Here is a 16,893-nt window from a genome sequence, read left to right as displayed (position 1 = left end):
CCGGGCCCGCCCCCCCCAGACGCGGACCCGGACCTGGACCCGGACCCTGCGAATCCGCTCAGGCCTCGATCCGCGTGCTCACGCGCCGGTCCATGACCGAGCGGCCCGCTTCCACCTCGTACGCGCCCGCCTGGTGTGCCCACGCGTTGGCGTTCTCGTCCCAGATCTCGTAGGCGCGGCGCGGCAGCGGGACGGTGACTTCGACGCTCTCGCCGGGTGCCGCCTCGGCTCCCGCGAAGCCGGCCAGCCAGCGGGCCGGGCGGGCGGGGTCGGCCTGTTCGGGAGCCAGATAGACCTGGACCACCTCGCGACCGGACCGCTCACCGGAGTTGCGCACCCGGACCACAGCCGTCGCGCCCACGTCCCGCACCTCGATCGACTCGTACGTCCAGTCGGTGTAGCCGAGGCCGTGGCCGAAGGCGTACGACGGGGTGGCGCCCGACCTCTCCCAGGCGCGGTAGCCGATGAACACTCCCTCGGTGTAGGCCAGCCGGCCGTCGGTGGGGGTGACCTCGGTGACGGGTGCGTCCTCGAACGCGCCCCAGGTGGTGGGCAGCCGGCCGCCGGGCTCCTCGGCTCCGGTGAGGACGTCGGCGAGGGCGTCGCCGCCCTCCTGGCCGGGGAACCAGCTCAGGAGCACGGCCGCGACGTCCTCGCGCCACGGGAGTTCCACCGGGGAGCCGGAGTTCACGACCACGACGGTGTTCGGGTTGGCGGCGGCGACGGCGCGGACGAGGTCGTCCTGACGGCCCGGCAGGCACAGGTCCTTGCGGTCGAAGCCCTCGGACTCGACGCGCTCGGTGGTGGCCACCACGACGACCGCGGTGTCGGCGGCGCGCGCGGCCTCGACGGCCTCGGCGATCAGCTCGTCGGGGTCGCGCTGCGGCTCGCGGTGCACCAGCGAGAACGCGATGGCCTGGAGCGGGGCGCCCTCAGGCTTGAAGACGACGTAGCGCAGGGAGACGTCGACGGGCTCGTCGGCGACGAGGTCGACGTCTCCGCGGCCGACGGGGCTGCCGAAGAACGCCGCGAACGGGTCGGCGGCGGAGGCGAGCGGCTGCTCCCCGTCGAAGACGGTCTGTCCGGCGACGGTGAGAGTGAAGCCGCCGATGCCCTGGGTGCCGAAGGTGTGCGGCCCGGAGGCGCGCGGGGTGAAGGTGCCGGTGATCTCGACGGTGTGCAGGGTGTCGTGGGTGACGCCGTCGGGCAGGTCGGCGCCGATCCACTGGATGCGGCCGCCGGGCACGGACGCGCTGCCGATGACGTCGCCGACGGCGTCAAGGCAGCGGGCGCGCAGCTCGAACCCGGCCCCCGCGGCGGCCAGTTCCTCGTTCGGGTCGGCGCCGATGGCGTACGTGAGCGTGCCCTCGGGAAGCACGGCGGTCAGCCCGTCGAGCGGGGAGACGACGTGGGCGGGGAAGACGGTGGCGGAGCCGCCGCCGAGGACGCGGGCGTCGCGTGCGGCGGCGCCGATGAGGGCGACACTGCCGCCCGAACGGAGGGGAAGCGCACCGGAGTTGCGTACGAGGACGAAGGCGCGGCGGGCGATCTCGCGGGCGAGTGCCTCGCCGTCGATCTCTTCCGGGGCCTCGGTGACCACGGGTTCGGCGCCTTCGAGGATGCCGACGCGGGCGGCGAGGCGCAGCACGTTGCGCACGGCCTCGTCGACGGTGGACTCCTCGACCTCGCCGGCACGGACTGCGGCGGCGAGCGCAGGGCCGTAGACCGTGCGCGGGCCGGGCATCGCGACGTCGAGGCCGCCCTCGATGTCGCCGGTGGTGGAGCGGGCGGCCATCCAGTCGGAGACGTTGAAGCCGTCGAAGCCCCATTCGCCGCGGAGCACCTCGTTCACGAGGTAGCGGTGTTCGGTCATCGTCGTGCCGTTGACCCTGTTGTAGGCGGTCATGATGCCCCAGGGGTGGGCGTTCTCGACGATGGCCTCGAAGGGGGCGAGGTAGAGCTCGCGCAGGGCGCGGGCGGAGACGGTGTTGTCGACGCTGAAGCGGTCGGTCTCGGCGTCGTTGCCGACGAAGTGCTTGACGGTGGTGCCGACGCCGCCGGACTGCACGCCGCGCACGTACCCGGTGCCGATCGCGCCCGTCAGATACGGGTCCTCGCTGTACGCCTCGAAGTGCCGGCCGCCCAGTGGCGAGCGGTGCAGGTTGACGGTCGGGGCGAGCAGCACGTGGACGCCCTTGCGGCGGGCCTCCTGGGCGAGCAACCGACCCGCCCTGCAGGCGAGTTCGGGGTCCCAGGTGGCGGCGAGCGCCGTCGGTGACGGAAGGGCGATCGAGGGGTCGTCGGCGGTCCAGCGGATGCCGCGGACACCGATCGGGCCGTCCGACATCACCAGCGAACCGAGGCCGATGCCGGGGACAGCGGGCAGGGACCACATGTCCTGCCCGGCGAGGAGATTCGCCTTGGTGTCGAGGTCGAGCTTGCCGAGCGCCGCCTCTACGACAGCCTCACGTGCCTGGTCCTGCTGGGTCTCCGCCACGGCGGCGCCTCCTCGTTGAAGTCCGGCCCTTGGCCGCCATCCTGCACCCAATACCTGTAGATCGGTAGGTTTCGTTATGTCGCCGTTATAAACGATGTCGTACGGTGACGGCATGGGTACGAGAACCGCCAGGAGCGAGGAACGGCGCGCGGAGATCCTCCGTGCCGCCCTGGAGGTGATCGCCGAGCGCGGGTACCGCGGTGCCACGCTTGGGGCGGTGGCCGAGCGTGTCGGGCTGACGCAGCAGGGGCTGCTGCACTACTTCCGCACCAAGGAGGCCCTGCTCGTCGCGGTCCTGGAGGAGCGCGACCAGTGGGACGCGGTGCCGGACGGCCGGTGGCGGCTCGACCTGCTGGCCTCGCTGGTCGAGTACAACGCGATGCGGCCCAGCATCGTGCAGACGTTCTCCGCACTGCTCGGCGAGAGCGTCACGGAGGACCACCCGGCGCGGCCCTACTTCACCGAGCGGTACGGGAGCGTGCGGGAGAGCATGGCCGCGGTGCTGCGCACCGAATACGGGGAGCGGCTGCCCGGCGGCCTCACGCCCGAGCGGGCGGCGCCGCTGCTCGTGGCGGTGATGGACGGGCTGCAGTACCAGTGGCTGCTGGACCCCGAGTCGGTGGACATGCCGGGCGCGTTCCGCGACTTCCTGGCGCTCATCGAGGGCGGCGAGGGCGACGCGGGGGACGCGGGCCCCGGGTGAACTCCCGCGTGCGCGGCGGCTACTGGCGCCAGACGACCGCGAGCGTCTTGCTCACCCCGCACACCAGGACGTAGGCGACGGCCCAGCCGACGGCCCCGGCCAGCAGGAGCGCGGCCGCGCCCGCCCCGAACCACACCAGCTCGAAGGCGACCCGGCCCGCGCCCCGCGTTTTGTGCGACGCCTTCTGGGACCCGAACAGCGCCCACGAAGTGATCATCACGGCGATGACCCCGAGGCCGAGCAGCCAGGCGAGCGGGGCCGGGACGTCGCGGGTGAAGCCCCAGCGTCCGACGGCCGCGAGGGCCGCCAGTTCGATCAGGAAGAGCACACCCAGGTTCGCCGTCTTCATGCGCGCAGTATGGCCCGGCCTACCGTTCGCGGATACGGGTCACGGCCCGCGCGATGTCCTCGTGGACGAGGGACGGGTCCGCCGCGGCCTGCTTGAAATGGCCCAACACGGCTTCCATGGCCGGGAGTTCGGTGGTCTCGGTGGCCAGGGCGATGTCCTTGACGGCGAGGTCCGAGCCGAAGTGCACGCCCTGCGCGAAGGCGCGGGCGACGGCTCCGCCGAGGGGGCCCGCGGCGAGGGCGCCCTTCGCGACGTCCTCGGGCAGGCCGAGCGCGTCCGCGAGCGCCATGGCCTCGGCGACCAGGCCGACGCCGCCGATGACCGCGGTGTTGACGACGAGTTTGAGAGCGGCGCCGGAGCCGGGCGCGCCGGTGCGGGTGACCGTGCCGAGGTGGGCGAGTACGCCTTCGATCCGGTCCGCGTCGCCGCCCGCCAGGATGCCGAGCTCGCCCGCCTCGGCCTTGTCGGTGCTGCCCATGACCGGGGCGTCGACGAGGGTCACCCCGTCACCGAGTCGCGCCGCCAGCTGCCGTACGGCGTCGGGGCCGATGGTCGACATCTCCGCCCAGTACGTGCCGGGCCGCAGTTCGGGCGCGATGGCGTCGGCGACCTCGGACACGGCGTCCGGGGTGGCGAGCATCGTGATGACCACGTCGGCGTCGCGCACGGCGTCGGCGGGGGTGTCGGCGAGGACGGCACCCCGTTCGACGAGCGGGGCGGCTTTCGCCGGGGTGCGGTTCCAGACGGTCAACGGGTGTCCGGCGTCGAGGAGATGGCGGGCCATGGGCGCGCCCATGTGACCGAGGCCGAGGAAGGCGATCTTTTCCATGCCCCGACGCTAGCGTGTCCCGCCCGGATCGGACCGGGCTCTCGGGGTCAGTGCGTGACCGGGTCGCCGGTGGGGTGCGGGGCGGGCTCGGGCGCCGGTTCCGGGGTCGTCTCGCCGAGCAGGTCCCGGGCCATCAGGGTCGCGCCGGCCACCGCTCCCGGCATCAGGAACACCGCCACGAACGGCACCAGGAACGCGACCGCGAGCGGCGTGCCGAAGCCCCAGGCCAGGCCCTTGCGGGCGTGCAGCAGGGCGAGGCGCTCACGCAGATCGACTCCGCGGCGCTGGAGCGCGACCGCGGTGAGCTCCTCGGTGAGGAAGAAGCCGGTGACGAAGAAGCCGATCACCGGGACGACGGTCTGGCCGACGAACGGGAGGAAGCCGAGGGCGAAGAGCAGGATGCCCCAATCGGCGGCGCGGACCAGGGTGCGCAGGCTGTCGCGGGCCGAGATCCACAGTTCACGCCAGAGCGTGAGGCCCGACTCGGGGGCGTGGCCGCCCTCGGCGAGGTCGACCTGCTCCGACAGGGACTCGTAGAAGGGCTGGCCGATCAGGAGGGTCACGGCGGTGAAGGTGAGGACGGCGAGGAGCAGGACCAGGGCGAAGAGCACGGCCGTCAGGAAGCCGCGGAACAGGCCGGCCCACGGCGAGGTCCAGTCGTCGGCGAAGGGGGTCGCCCAGGTGATGAAGTCGTCGCCCCACCGGGTCAGGCAGATCAGCGCGGCCGCGTACAGGACGAGGGTGATCAGGCCGGGCAGGAGCCCCGTGCCGAACTGCTTGCCGTGCTGGGAGACCCAGCGCTGGCCCTTCACCAAGTAGCCGAAGCCCGCCCCGAGATCATGCATGGGGACACCCTATGGGGACCGGCCCGCACCCCTTGCGCGGGGTACGGGCCGGGACCGGGTCGCATCGGTCACACGGAGAGCGTGACCGTGATGTTACCGCGGGTGGCCTTGGAGTACGGGCACACCTGGTGGGCCTTCTCGACCAGAGACTTGGCGGTGGCCTCGTCCACGTTCGGGATCTTGGCGGCGATCTCGACGATGAGGCCGAAGCCCTCGTCGTTCTTGCCGATGCCCACGTGCGCGGTGACGGTCGAGCCGGAGATGTCGGCGTTCTCCTGGCGGGCGACCACGGCGAGCGCGCCCTGGAAGCAGGCGCTGTAGCCGGCGGCGAACAGCTGCTCCGGGTTGGTGCCGGCGCCGCTGCCGCCCTGCTCCTTGGGCGGGTTCACGACGACGTCGAGCTTGCCGTCGTCCGTGGAGACGCGGCCGTCACGGCCGTTCTCCGCGGTGGCCACGGCGGTGTAGACGACGTCCGACTGCTGGATGGGCATCCCGTGCTCCCTCATTCGATCCGATAGGCGGAAAGAGATTACCGAATCCCGGAAGGAACGAGCGTGACCGGGGTCACTCCCCCAGCTTGACGATCATCTTTCCGATGTTGTCGCCGCGCAGAACCCCGAGGAACGCCTCCAGGTTGTTCTCGATGCCCTCGACGACGGTCTCGCGGTACTTGAGCTCGCCGGAGCGGATCCAGGCGCCGACCTGCTGCACGAACTGCGGCTGGAGGTCGTAGTGGTCGCCGACGAGGAAGCCCTCGATCCGGCCGCGGGTCTGGATCAGGCGGGACAGGTTGCGCGGACCGGGGGCGGCCTCGGTGTTGTTGTAGACCGAGATCGCGCCGCAGATCGCGATGCGTCCGTCGCGGTTGAGCTGGCCGATCGCCGCTTCGAGGTGGTCGCCACCGACATTGTCGAAGTAGACGTCGATGCCGTCGGGGGCCGCCTTCTTGAGCTGCTCGAAGACGGAGCCGTCCTTGTAGTTGAAGGCGGCGTCGAAGCCGTACTCCTCGACGAGGAGCTTGACCTTCTCGGCCGAGCCCGCCGAGCCGACGACGCGGCCCGCGCCGAGGAGCTTGGCGATCTGGCCGACCTGGCTGCCGACGGCACCGGCCGCGCCGGAGACGAAGACCGTGTCGCCCTCCTTGAAGGACAGGGTGCGCAGGAGACCCGCGTACGCCGTCAGGCCCGTCATGCCGAGGACACCGAGGTACGTCGACAGGGGCGCGGCCTCAGGGTCGACCTTCACGGCCTGCTTGGCGTCGAAGGTGGCGTACTCGCGCCAGCCGTTGAAGTGCAGCACATGGTCACCGACGGCCACACCCTCGTCGTTCGAGGCGACGACCACGCCGACCGCGCCACCCTGCATCGCCGTGCCGAGCTCGTACGGGGCGACGTACGACTTGGCGGCGCTCATGCGGCCGCGCATGTACGGGTCCACGGACACGTACAGGTTCTTGACGAGCACCTGGCCGGCGCCGGGCTGGGCGATCTCCACCTCGCTGAGCTGGAAGTCCTCGGGCTTGGGCCAGCCGACCGGGCGGCTGGTCAGCTGCCACTCGCGGCTCATGGCGGGGATCTGAGGGGTGTCGACAGACATGGCGGGGGCCTCCTGATTGCTTCACTTACTGAAACAACCATGCTCCTCGATATTTCATAGTGTCAAGTAAATGGGTACGATGGAGTACATGGCCGCCAGCAGCTCCGCCCCGAAACCCGTGACAGACGACCTCGTGACAGCCGATCCCGCGACCGCCGACCTGGTCGAGCTGATCGGCACGCTGGTCTCGCGTCACTACAAGGAGTACGAGCAGGCCGCCTCGGGCCAGGGCCTCACCACGGCGCAGGCGCGGGTTCTCGATCTGCTCTCGCGCGAGCCGATGCCCATGCGGCGCATAGCCCAGCAGGTGAACTGCGAGCCGTCGAACATCACCGGGCTCATCGACCGGCTGGAAGCGCGCGGCCTCGTCGAGCGCCGCCCCGACCCGGCCGACCGGCGCGTGAAGCTGGCCGCGCCGACGGCGGAGGGTGTGCGGATGGCGCGCGGCGTGCAGGGGAACCTGGGCTTCGCGCGCGGGGCCATCGCCTCGCTGACCGACGACGAGCGGGTGGCGCTGCGCAGGCTCCTCGCCAAGATGATGCTGGACGGCGACGCCACGGCCTGACGCCGGCCGCGAGGGACGACCTTCAGGTGAACGACGTGGGGGCCTGACGCCGGCTGCGGGGGACGACCTTCAGGCGAACGACGTGACGGCCCGACATCGGCCGCGCCGTCCCGCAGGAACTAGGTGCACCACCACAGGAAGCGGTCACACGTCTCCGTCGGGGTGGGCTGCGGCGGGGGCGGCGGTGTCGTGGCGGGCCCGGGGGCGGGCGTGCCGGGGCCGGTCGGGGCGTGCGGCGTCGGGGTGGCGGCGGGCACGGAGGTGGCGTGGCCCTCCGTCCCCTCCTTCGGCCCGTCCGTCTCCTTGCCCTTCTTCGCGTCCTCGGACTCCGACGCGGACGGGGAGGGGGACGCCGAGGCGCTCGACGCCTGCGGGTCCGCCTCGGCCGCGGCGGCGCCGGTCGGAGTGCCGGCCGCCGAGGATGCGGCGGCCTGAGCCTCCTGGTCGGCGGCCTCCTCGGCCGACGAGGACGAGCCGTGCGCGTCGCCGTCCGCCGACGACTCGGTGCCGAGTTCCGCGAAGCTGAGGCCGCCCGCGGCGAGCGCGAGCCCCGCGGCGGCGATCACGATCTTGTTGCGCCGGCGCCGGTGGGCCCTGCGGGCACCGCGCTCACGGCGTTCCCTGCGGGAGCGGCGGGTGTGCGTGGGTTCGTCGGCATAGGGGGCGTCGGCACTCTCGGCCGACTCCTGCGCCGCGAGCGCCTCCGCGTGCGCGCGGCACGCTTCGGCGGGCGTGCCGCACCCAGGGCAGGCGAGGGCGCCGTTGAGGTGCCTTCGGCACGGGTGGCAGTAATCCATGACGCATGGAGGCTAGGCGCCGCGCCGGTAACGGAAAAAGCCGGGGCTGTGAATGTTCTGTGCGGAACTGCGTGTTCCGAAGAATTGACCCTCCATATGGCTTCTGTGCACGGCGTACCGGGCGACCGGGTGCACGAACCATTGACACCCCGCGCGCACCTCCTTACTGTCACGCCAAGATTTCGAACGCATGACGAAATATCGAACGTCGCAGGGGGCAACTGCCGTGCGCATCACGGGAATCAGCACACACGTGGTCGGGACGCCTTGGCGCAACCTGACCTACGTCCAGGTGCACACCGACGAGGGGATCACCGGGGTCGGCGAGACCCGGATGCTGGGCCACACCGACGCGCTCGTCGGCTATCTGAAGGAGGCTCAGGCCAACCACATCGTCGGCTCGGACCCCTTCGCGACCGAGGACCTCGTACGGCGCATGAAGTACGGGGACTACGGGCGGGCCGGAGAGATCGTGATGTCCGGCATCGCGGTCGTCGAGATGGCCTGCTGGGACATCAAGGGCAAGGCGCTCGGTGTGCCGGTGTGGCAGCTGCTCGGCGGCAAGGTGACGGACCGGGTCAAGGCGTACGCGAACGGCTGGTACACCACCGAGCGCACCCCCGAGGCGTACCACAAGGCGGCGCAGGCCGTGATGGAGCGCGGGTACAAGGCGCTGAAGATCGACCCGTTCGGGACGGGGCACTACGAGCTGGACCACGAACAGAGCCTGTACGCCGTGTCGTTGATCGAGGCGGTACGCGACGCGATCGGGCCCGACGCCGAGCTGATGCTGGAGATGCACGGCCGGTTCTCGCCCTCCACCGCCATCCGGCTGGCGCGCGATCTCGCTCCCTTCAAGCCCGCGTGGCTGGAGGAGCCGGTGCCGCCGGAGAACCTCAAGGCGCTGGAGAAGGTGGCCGCGAGGGTGGACATCCCGGTCGCCACGGGTGAGCGGATCCATGACCGGATCGAGTTCCGTGAGCTGTTCGAGAGCCAGGCCGCGGACATCATCCAGCCGGACGTCGGCCACATCGGCGGCATCTGGGAGACGCGGAAGCTGGCGGCGACGGCGGAGTCCCACTATGTACTGGTCGCGCCGCACAACGTGGGCGGTCCCGTGCTGACCGCGGCCTCGCTCCAAGTCGGCTTCTCCACACCGAACTTCAAGGTTCTGGAGCACTTCAACGACTTCGCGGACGCGGCCATCAAGAAGGTCGTGAAGGGCGCGCCACAGGTCGATCCGGAGACCGGGTGCTTCGAGCTGTCGCACGCGCCGGGGCTCGGGGTCGAGCTCGACGTGGACGCGGCGGCCGAATTCCCGCAGCAGCAGGCGCGGTTCGACCTGTGGGCGGAGGGCTGGGAGCAGCGCCGGCCGGAGGGTACGCGGTGAGCGTCGCGGTCGTCGTCGAGGCGCCGGGCGCGTACCGGATCGTTCCTCACGAGCCGACGCCGCCGGGTGCCGACGAGGCGCTGGTCCGCGTCCACGCCGTGGGCATCTGCGGCAGCGACCGCGAGGTGTACCAGGGCAACCGGCCCGAGGGGTACGTGCGGTACCCGCTCACTCCGGGGCACGAGTGGTCCGGCACCGTCGAGGCCGTCGGACCGGGCGCGCCGCAGTCGCTCGTCGGCAGGAAGGTCGTCGGCGAGGGCTTCCGCAACTGCCAGGTCTGCGACCGGTGCCACGCCGGCGAGACCACGCTGTGCACGGCCGGGTACGAGGAGACCGGGTTCACGCAACCCGGTGCCATGGCCGCCACCCTCACCCTGCCCGCCCGGCTCCTGCACGTCCTGCCGGACGACGCCGACCTGACGGCGGCCGCGTTGCTCGAACCCGCGGCCTGCGTCGCCGCCGCCGCGCTCAAGGCGGACGCGCGGCCGGGCGAACGTGTCGCGGTCGTCGGCGCGGGGACCCTCGGCATGCTCGCCGTGCAGTTCCTCGCGGCGGGCTCCCCCGCCGAACTCCTCACCGTCGACACGCGGCCCGAACGGGCCCCCCTTGCAGAACAGCTCGGCGCGACGCACTTCCGCACGCCCGACCAGGAGCTGCCCGGCGACTTCGACGTGGTGATCGAGACCGCCGGCTCCGCGGACTCGGCCCGTACCGCGGCGTCGCTGCTGCGGCGCGGGGGGCGGCTCGTCCTCACCGGGCTCCCGGCGTCCGGTGCGGCGGGGCTCGACCCGACCGGCCTCGTCGTGCGGCAGCTGGAGGTGCGGACCGTGTTCGGGGCGCCGCCGGCCGCCTGGGCGCATGCCGTGCGGGTCTTCGGCGCGGGGCTGCTCGATCCGTTGCCGCTGGTGACGCACGAGCTGCCGCTGGATCAATTCCCGTACGGCATCGAGCTGGTGGGAACCGGTGACCCCGAGGTGGGGAAGGTGCTGCTGCGCCCCCAGGGCCTCTCGTAAGCCCTGGCTCCTGCCTCCCGGCACGTTCCGGGCGTGCCCACACCCACCGATCCGAACTTGGTTCGAAATACCGAACAACACCGAACGTGAAGGACTGCCCGTGACCGACTCCCCCTCTCCCCGCCGCCCCGGCGAACCCGCCCTCGCGGCCCTGGGCCTGTCCGCCCCCTCCACCGCCGACGCCGACACCTCCCCGCACGCCTTCCCCGACGGCGGCACCTGGCGCACCGAGATCCCCTCCGTCGAGGGGCCCGAGGCGCTGGCCGTCGTACTCAAGGAGGCCTCGCGCCTCGACGTGCCGGTCCACCGGATCAGCCAGGGCAGCGGCGTGTGGATGCTCACCGACGCCGAGATCACCGAGATGGTCGAGTCGGCCGCCGAGCGGGACATCGAGCTGTGCCTGTTCACCGGGCCGCGCGGCACCTGGGACACCGGCGCCTCCGTGCGCACCGACTCGCACGGCGCCGGCCTGCGCGCCCGCGGCCACGACGCCGTCGCCGGATGCGTGGAAGACGCCGTCCGGGCCACGGAGTTGGGCGTGAAGTGCCTGCTCGTCGCCGACGAAGGCGTGCTGTGGACCCTGCACCGGGCCCGCGAGCAGGGGGTGATTCCCCGTGACACCACGCTCAAGGTCTCCGCGCTCATCGGGCCGGTCAACCCGGCGTCCTACGCCGTCTTCGAGCGGCTCGGCGCCGACTCGCTCAACGTGCCGAGCGACCTCACCCTCGCCCACCTCACCGAGATCCGCCGGGTCTCCGCCGCACCCATGGACCTGTACGTCGAGGCGCCGGACGACCTCGGCGGCTATGTGCGGATGTACGAGATCGCGGAGCTGATCCGCCGCGGGGCGCCGCTGTACCTGAAGTTCGGGCTCGCGAAAGCCCCCGCCATCTACCCGTACGGCGCCCACCTGCGCGACGTCACTCTCGACACCGCCCGTGAGCGCGTGCGCCGCGGCCGGCTCGCGCTCGACCTGCTGGCCCGGCACGGCGCGAACGGCGGCATGTCGCCGCTCGGCTCGCGGCTGCCGGGCGCTCTCGACCGTTTCCCGCTCACCGTTTCCGCTCCCCACGACGCGACCGACAAGGACTGATGACCATGCGCAACCGCAGAAGTGCCGTTTCCGCCGTGGCGGGAGCCGCCGCTCTCGCCCTCGCCCTGACCGCCTGCGGGCAGAGCAGTGAGGGCGGCAGCAAGGACACGAAGGACAAGAAGGAGATGACCGTCGGCATCGCCATGCCGACCAAGTCGTCCGAACGCTGGATAGCCGACGGCAAGAACATGGTCGCCACGCTGCACAAGGCCGGCTACAAGACGACCCTCCAGTACGGCGAGGACGACGTCGACCAGCAGGTCCAGCAGCTCGAGGGCATGATCACGCAGGGCGTGGACGCGCTGGTCATCGCAGCGATCAACGGCGACGCGCTCTCCAACGTGCTCAAGGAGGCCCATGACGCGGACATCCCCGTCATCTCCTACGACCGTCTCCTGCTCAACTCCCCCTACGTCGACTACTACGCCTCCTTCGACAACGAGAAGGTCGGCCGGCTCCAGGGCACGTACATCACCGAGAAGCTGGGTCTGAAGGACGGCTCCAAGAAGGGCCCCTTCAACATCGAGCTGTTCGCGGGCTCGAACGACGACAACAACACCAAGTACTTCTTCAACGGCGCGATGAAGGTGCTCCAGCCCTACATCGACAAGAAGCAGCTCGTGGTCAGGTCCGGCCAGACGGCGCTCAACAAGGTCACGACGCTGCGCTGGGACGGCGGCACCGCGCAGAAGCGCATGGACGACCTGCTCACGTCGTCGTACTCCTCCGCCAAGGTGGATGCCGTCCTCTCCCCGTACGACGGCATCTCGATCGGCATCCTGTCCGCCCTCAAGTCCGACGACTACGGCTCCGCGAGCAAGCCGCTGCCCGTCGTCACCGGGCAGGACGCCGAGGTCGCCTCGGTGAAGTCGATCGTCGCGGGCCAGCAGACCCAGACCGTCTACAAGGACACCCGGGAGCTGGCCAAGGTCGCCTCCAGCATGGTCGACGCGGTGCTGAAGGGGAAGAAGCCGCAGGTCAACGACACCACTTCGTACAACAACGGCAAGAAGGTCGTGCCGTCCTATCTGCTCCAGCCGGTGAGCGTCGACAAGAGCAACTACCAGAAGGAGCTCATCGACACCGGCTACATCAAGGCGAGCGACCTCAAGTAGCCCGCCCACACCACCGGTTCACACGGAGCAGAAAGGCACGACCATGGCGGGACCCGTCCTGGAAATGCGCTCGATCGTCAAGACCTTTCCCGGCGTCAAGGCGCTCGCGGACGTCTCTCTGAGCGTCCGCGCGGGCGAGGTCCACGCCGTCTGCGGGGAGAACGGCGCCGGGAAGTCGACGCTGATGAAGGTCCTCAGCGGCGTTCACCCGCACGGCAGTTACGAGGGGGAGATCCTCTTCGAGGGCGAGCCGTGCCGGTTCAAGGACATCGGGGCGAGCGAGAAGCGCGGCATCGTGATCATCCACCAGGAACTCGCCCTGGTGCCGTACCTCTCGCTCGCCGAGAACATCTTCCTCGGCAACGAGCACGCCACGCGGGGCGTGATCAGCTGGGGCGAAACCCTCAAGCACGCCACGGACCTGCTGCGGCGCGTCGGTCTGAACGAGCACCCGCAGACCCGCGTCGCCGACATCGGCGTCGGGAAGCAGCAGCTGGTCGAGATCGCCAAGGCCCTGTCGAAGGAGGTGAAGCTGCTCATCCTCGACGAGCCGACAGCCGCGCTCAACGACGAGGACAGCGGCAAACTCCTCGATCTGATCCTGGAGTTGAAGGGCCAGGGCATCACCTCGATCATCATCTCGCACAAGCTCAACGAGATCGCCCGGGTCGCGGACTCGGTGACGGTCATCCGCGACGGGCACTCCATCGAGACGCTCGACGTGAAGGCCGCTCAGACGACCGAGGAGCGGATCATCCGCGCCATGGTCGGCCGCGACCTCGACCACCGCTTCCCGGAGCGCACCCCGCACCCGCAGGACCACACGGCGGCGCCGGCCCTCGAGATCCGCGACTGGACCGTCTTCCACCCCATCGACCAGCAGCGCAAGGTCGTCGACTCGGTGTCCCTGAACGTGCGCCGCGGGGAGATCGTCGGCATCGCGGGGCTGATGGGCGCGGGCCGCACGGAACTCGCGATGAGCGTGTTCGGGCGGGCCTACGGGAAGTACGCGGGCGGCAGCGTCCTCAAGGACGGCACCGAGATCCGCACCCGCACCGTCCCCGAGGCGGTCGGGCACGGCATCGCGTACGTCACCGAGGACCGCAAGCACTACGGCCTCAACCTCATCGACTCCATCAACCGCAACATCTCGCTGAGCGCGCTGCGCAAGGTCGCCCGGCGCGGGGTCGTCGACGAGCACGAGGAGCGGAAGGTCTCCGAGGGTTTCCGCAAGTCCATGAACATCAAGGCGCCCAACGTCTCCGAACCCGTGGGCCGGCTCTCCGGCGGCAACCAGCAGAAGGTCGTCCTCAGCAAGTGGATCTTCGCGGGGCCGGACGTGCTGATCCTCGACGAGCCGACCCGCGGCATCGACGTGGGCGCGAAGTACGAGATCTACACGGTGATCGACCAACTGGCCGCCGAGGGCAAGGCCGTTGTCTTCATCTCCTCCGAACTGCCCGAGCTGCTCGGCATGTGCGACCGGATCTACACGATGTCGGCCGGACGGCTCACCGGTGAGGTCCCGCGAGCGGAGGCCACCCAGGAAGTGCTGATGCGGCACATGACCAAGGACAAGAGGTAGGACCGATGAGCACGAACCTGGAGGCCGGCTCGCCGGCCGGCGCCGCGGCACCGGAGGAATCCGGAGACACCGGGCACGCGACCGGCCTCGGCCGGCTGATCATCGACGGCATGCGCCGCAACATGCGGCAGTACGGGATGCTCTTCGCCCTCGGCCTGATCGTGATCCTTTTCGAGGTCTGGACGGGCGGCGACCTGCTGCTGCCGCGCAACGTCTCGAACCTGGTGCTGCAGAACAGCTACATCCTGATCCTGGCGATCGGCATGATGATCGTCATCATCGCGGGCCACATCGACCTGTCGGTCGGCTCCATCACCGCGTTCACGGGGGCGCTCGCCGCGGTGCTCATGGTCACGCACCACTGGTCGTGGCCGGTGGCCGCCATCGCGGTCCTCGCCGTCGGCGCGCTCGCGGGGGCCCTGCAGGGCTTCTTCATCGCCTATCTCGGCATACCGTCGTTCATCGTGACCCTGGCGGGCATGCTGCTCTTCCGCGGTCTGACGGAGATCTTCCTCAAGGGGCAGACGCTCGGCCCGTTCCCCGAAGGGCTGCAGAAGGTCGCCAACGGCTTCCTGCCCGAGGTCGGCCCCGACACCAACTACCACAACCTCACCCTGCTGCTCGGCCTGGGCCTCATCGCCCTCGTCGTGTGGCAGGAGGTGCGCGACCGCAAGCGCCAGCAGGAGTACGCGCTCGACGTGCTGCCCGCGAAGCTGTTCGCGCTGAAGCTCACCGCGCTGGTCGCCGCCGTCCTCGTCTTCACCCTGCTGCTCGCCAGCTACAAGGGCGCGCCCGTGGTGCTGATCGTCCTGGCCGTGCTCCTCGTCGCCTTCGGCTATGTGATGCGCAACGCGGTGATCGGCCGCCATGTGTACGCGATCGGCGGCAACCTGCCGGCGGCGAAGCTCTCCGGCGTCCGGGACAAGAAGGTCACCTTCGCGGTCTTCCTCAACATGGGGATGCTGGCGGCCCTCGCGGGCCTGGTCTTCGCGGCCCGCTTCAACGCCGCGTCGCCGAAGGCGGGCGTCAACTTCGAACTCGAGGCGATCGCCGCCTCGTTCATCGGCGGCGCGTCGATGAGCGGCGGCGTCGGCACGGTGCTCGGCGCGATCATCGGCGGCACCGTCCTCGGCGTCCTGAACAACGGCATGAACCTCGTCGGCGTCGGCACCGACTGGCAGCAGGTCATCAAGGGCCTGGTCCTGCTCGCGGCGGTCGGCTTCGACGTGTGGAACAAGCGCAAGGTCGGTTCGTAGGTCAGCTCGGCCCCGTCGGCCGAAGCCCGGCGGGGCCCCACCCTTTCAGGGAGCCGCACATGGAACTGAGCAGACGCACTCTCCTCGCATCGGCCGCCGCTGCCGGTGCAGCCGCCACCGCGCTGGGCGGAACAGCCCACGCCTCAGGCTCCGCCTCGGGAGGCAGGAGACCCGTGAAGGAGCCCTTCGGCAAGCTCGCCGACGGCACGAGGATCTACCGCTGGTCCCTGGAGAACGGCGGCACCCGCCTGAAGGTCCTCTCCTACGGCGGCATCATCCAGTCCCTGGAGATACCGGACCGCCACGGCCGGTACGTGAACGTCTCCCTCGGCTACGACACCATCGAGGACTACGTCGCCGGGACCACGTTCTTCGGTGCCACGATCGGCCGCTACGGCAACCGCATCGCGAACGGCCGGTTCACACTCGACGGCACGACGTACCAGCTCTCCGTGAACGACGGGGTCAACTCCCTGCACGGCGGGGCGAAGGGCTTCAACACGCGGGTGTGGGACGTGGAGGACTTCACCTCCGGCTCCGACGTCGGGCTGAAGCTGCACTACACGTCGGTCGACGGCGAGATGGGATACCCAGGCACGCTCAGGGTGACGGTCACGTACACCCTCAGGGCGAGCGGCGACTGGCACATCGACTACGAGGCGACGACGGACAAGGCGACCGTCGTGAACCTGACGAACCACACATACTACAACCTCGCGGGCGAGGGCAGCGGCGGTATCTACGACCACGAACTCACGCTCGCCGCCTCCCGATACACGCCCACCGACTCGGGGCTCATCCCGACCGGTGAGCGGGCGAAGGTCGCGGGCACCCCGTTCGACTTCCGCTCCGCGAAGCCGATCGGCCGCGACATCCGCACCGCGCACCCGCAACTGATCACCGCCAAGGGCTTCGACCACAACTGGGTCCTCGACAAGGGGATCACGGCGCGGCCCGTGCACTTCGCGACGCTGCGCGACCCTTCCTCCGGCCGCACTCTGAAGATCGCCACGGATCAGCCCGGCGTCCAGTTCTACTCGGGCAACTTCCTCGACGGCACGCTCACCGGCCCCTCCGGGCGCACCTACCGGCAGGGCGACGGCCTGTGCCTGGAGACGCAGCACTTCCCGGACTCGCCGAACCGTCCGGCGTTCCCGTCGACGGTGCTGCGCCCGGGCGAGACGTACCGGACGACGACAGTGCACTCGTTCAGCGCCTGACCGCCCCCCACCCCACCCACATCCTCCGGCCTCGCCCGTA

General features: G+C 70.5%; 16 protein-coding genes. 9 read left to right on the top strand and 7 right to left on the bottom strand.

The annotated features are described in order from the left end of the window. Positions 1–58 precede the first annotated feature (58 nt). Complete coding sequence (locus OG698_RS31145) at positions 59–2,497, bottom strand: glycoside hydrolase family 3 protein (RefSeq protein WP_406106954.1); 2,439 nt, start codon at positions 2,495–2,497, stop codon at positions 59–61. Between the two features lie 94 nt (positions 2,498–2,591). On the opposite strand from OG698_RS31145, the gene OG698_RS31140 reads away from it, so the two are divergent. Further along, entirely contained in the window at positions 2,592–3,200 is a 609-nt protein-coding gene (locus tag OG698_RS31140; RefSeq protein ID WP_406106953.1) for a TetR/AcrR family transcriptional regulator, read from the top strand. A 19-nt stretch (positions 3,201–3,219) separates the two neighbouring features. On the opposite strand, the gene OG698_RS31135 is transcribed toward OG698_RS31140, so the two are convergent. The 5 genes from OG698_RS31135 to OG698_RS31115 all read right to left on the bottom strand — a co-directional run bounded on the left by OG698_RS31135 (position 3,220) and on the right by OG698_RS31115 (position 6,819). Then, positions 3,220–3,549, bottom strand: a complete 330-nt coding sequence (locus tag OG698_RS31135) for a YrdB family protein (RefSeq protein ID WP_406106952.1) — start codon at positions 3,547–3,549, stop codon at positions 3,220–3,222. 19 nt (positions 3,550–3,568) lie between these two features. After that, entirely contained in the window at positions 3,569–4,378 is an 810-nt protein-coding gene (locus tag OG698_RS31130) for an NAD(P)-dependent oxidoreductase (RefSeq protein ID WP_399979833.1), read from the bottom strand. A gap of 47 nt (positions 4,379–4,425) precedes the next feature. Further along, complete coding sequence (locus tag OG698_RS31125; protein ID WP_406106950.1) at positions 4,426–5,223, bottom strand: EI24 domain-containing protein; 798 nt, start codon at positions 5,221–5,223, stop codon at positions 4,426–4,428. 68 nt (positions 5,224–5,291) lie between these two features. Next, positions 5,292–5,714 (bottom strand): organic hydroperoxide resistance protein, encoded by a 423-nt coding sequence (locus tag OG698_RS31120; RefSeq protein WP_100591911.1) that lies wholly within the window; start codon positions 5,712–5,714, stop codon positions 5,292–5,294. A 73-nt stretch (positions 5,715–5,787) separates the two neighbouring features. Beyond that, a complete protein-coding gene (locus OG698_RS31115; protein WP_406106949.1) occupies positions 5,788–6,819 on the bottom strand; it encodes an NADP-dependent oxidoreductase in 1,032 nt (343 codons plus the stop codon). An 88-nt stretch (positions 6,820–6,907) separates the two neighbouring features. Between OG698_RS31115 and OG698_RS31110 the strand changes: the two genes are divergently transcribed. After that, on the top strand, positions 6,908–7,384 hold the full coding sequence (locus tag OG698_RS31110; RefSeq protein ID WP_406106948.1) for a MarR family winged helix-turn-helix transcriptional regulator: 477 nt from the start codon (positions 6,908–6,910) through the stop codon (positions 7,382–7,384). Positions 7,385–7,503: 119 nt separating this feature from the next. Here the strand turns inward: OG698_RS31110 and OG698_RS31105 are convergent, their stop codons facing one another. After that, entirely contained in the window at positions 7,504–8,181 is a 678-nt protein-coding gene (locus tag OG698_RS31105) for a hypothetical protein (protein ID WP_406106947.1), read from the bottom strand. 226 nt (positions 8,182–8,407) lie between these two features. On the opposite strand from OG698_RS31105, the gene OG698_RS31100 reads away from it, so the two are divergent. The 7 genes from OG698_RS31100 (at position 8,408) to OG698_RS31070 (ending at position 16,853) form a co-directional block, all read left to right on the top strand. Continuing rightward, positions 8,408–9,571, top strand: a complete 1,164-nt coding sequence (locus OG698_RS31100; protein ID WP_326775894.1) for a mandelate racemase/muconate lactonizing enzyme family protein — start codon at positions 8,408–8,410, stop codon at positions 9,569–9,571. Beyond that, positions 9,568–10,584: a zinc-binding dehydrogenase gene (locus OG698_RS31095; protein WP_406106946.1), complete on the top strand. Its 1,017-nt coding sequence runs from the start codon at positions 9,568–9,570 to the stop codon at positions 10,582–10,584. Before OG698_RS31100 ends, OG698_RS31095 begins: the two co-directional genes overlap by 4 nt. A gap of 100 nt (positions 10,585–10,684) precedes the next feature. Further along, a complete protein-coding gene (locus OG698_RS31090) occupies positions 10,685–11,677 on the top strand; it encodes a hypothetical protein (RefSeq protein ID WP_399979853.1) in 993 nt (330 codons plus the stop codon). 5 nt (positions 11,678–11,682) lie between these two features. Continuing rightward, a complete protein-coding gene (gene chvE, locus OG698_RS31085; RefSeq protein WP_406106944.1) occupies positions 11,683–12,792 on the top strand; it encodes a multiple monosaccharide ABC transporter substrate-binding protein in 1,110 nt (369 codons plus the stop codon). A gap of 58 nt (positions 12,793–12,850) precedes the next feature. Further along, entirely contained in the window at positions 12,851–14,377 is a 1,527-nt protein-coding gene (mmsA, locus tag OG698_RS31080; protein ID WP_406111389.1) for a multiple monosaccharide ABC transporter ATP-binding protein, read from the top strand. Between the two features lie 5 nt (positions 14,378–14,382). Next, positions 14,383–15,633, top strand: coding sequence for a multiple monosaccharide ABC transporter permease (mmsB, locus tag OG698_RS31075; protein WP_399979861.1), 1,251 nt, complete (start codon positions 14,383–14,385; stop codon positions 15,631–15,633). A gap of 59 nt (positions 15,634–15,692) precedes the next feature. Continuing rightward, positions 15,693–16,853, top strand: a complete 1,161-nt coding sequence (locus tag OG698_RS31070) for an aldose epimerase family protein (RefSeq protein ID WP_406106943.1) — start codon at positions 15,693–15,695, stop codon at positions 16,851–16,853. Positions 16,854–16,893: the final 40 nt, after the last annotated feature.

It is taken from the genome of Streptomyces sp. NBC_01003 (assembly GCF_045162695.1).
GTDB lineage: Bacteria > Actinomycetota > Actinomycetes > Streptomycetales > Streptomycetaceae > Streptomyces.
Note: the sequence above shows the minus strand (reverse complement) of the source record. Positions and strands in the feature narration are given on the sequence as shown.

Coding starts and splice junctions, on each gene's coding strand:
- OG698_RS31140 (WP_406106953.1), top strand. CDS start 2,592: ATGTCGTACGGTGACGGCATGGGTACGAGAACCGCCAGGAGCGAGGAA.
- OG698_RS31135 (WP_406106952.1), bottom strand. CDS start 3,549: ATGAAGACGGCGAACCTGGGTGTGCTCTTCCTGATCGAACTGGCGGCC.
- OG698_RS31130 (WP_399979833.1), bottom strand. CDS start 4,378: ATGGAAAAGATCGCCTTCCTCGGCCTCGGTCACATGGGCGCGCCCATG.
- OG698_RS31125 (WP_406106950.1), bottom strand. CDS start 5,223: ATGCATGATCTCGGGGCGGGCTTCGGCTACTTGGTGAAGGGCCAGCGC.
- OG698_RS31120 (WP_100591911.1), bottom strand. CDS start 5,714: ATGCCCATCCAGCAGTCGGACGTCGTCTACACCGCCGTGGCCACCGCG.
- OG698_RS31115 (WP_406106949.1), bottom strand. CDS start 6,819: ATGTCTGTCGACACCCCTCAGATCCCCGCCATGAGCCGCGAGTGGCAG.
- OG698_RS31110 (WP_406106948.1), top strand. CDS start 6,908: ATGGCCGCCAGCAGCTCCGCCCCGAAACCCGTGACAGACGACCTCGTG.
- OG698_RS31105 (WP_406106947.1), bottom strand. CDS start 8,181: ATGGATTACTGCCACCCGTGCCGAAGGCACCTCAACGGCGCCCTCGCC.
- chvE (WP_406106944.1), top strand. CDS start 11,683: ATGCGCAACCGCAGAAGTGCCGTTTCCGCCGTGGCGGGAGCCGCCGCT.
- mmsB (WP_399979861.1), top strand. CDS start 14,383: ATGAGCACGAACCTGGAGGCCGGCTCGCCGGCCGGCGCCGCGGCACCG.
- OG698_RS31070 (WP_406106943.1), top strand. CDS start 15,693: ATGGAACTGAGCAGACGCACTCTCCTCGCATCGGCCGCCGCTGCCGGT.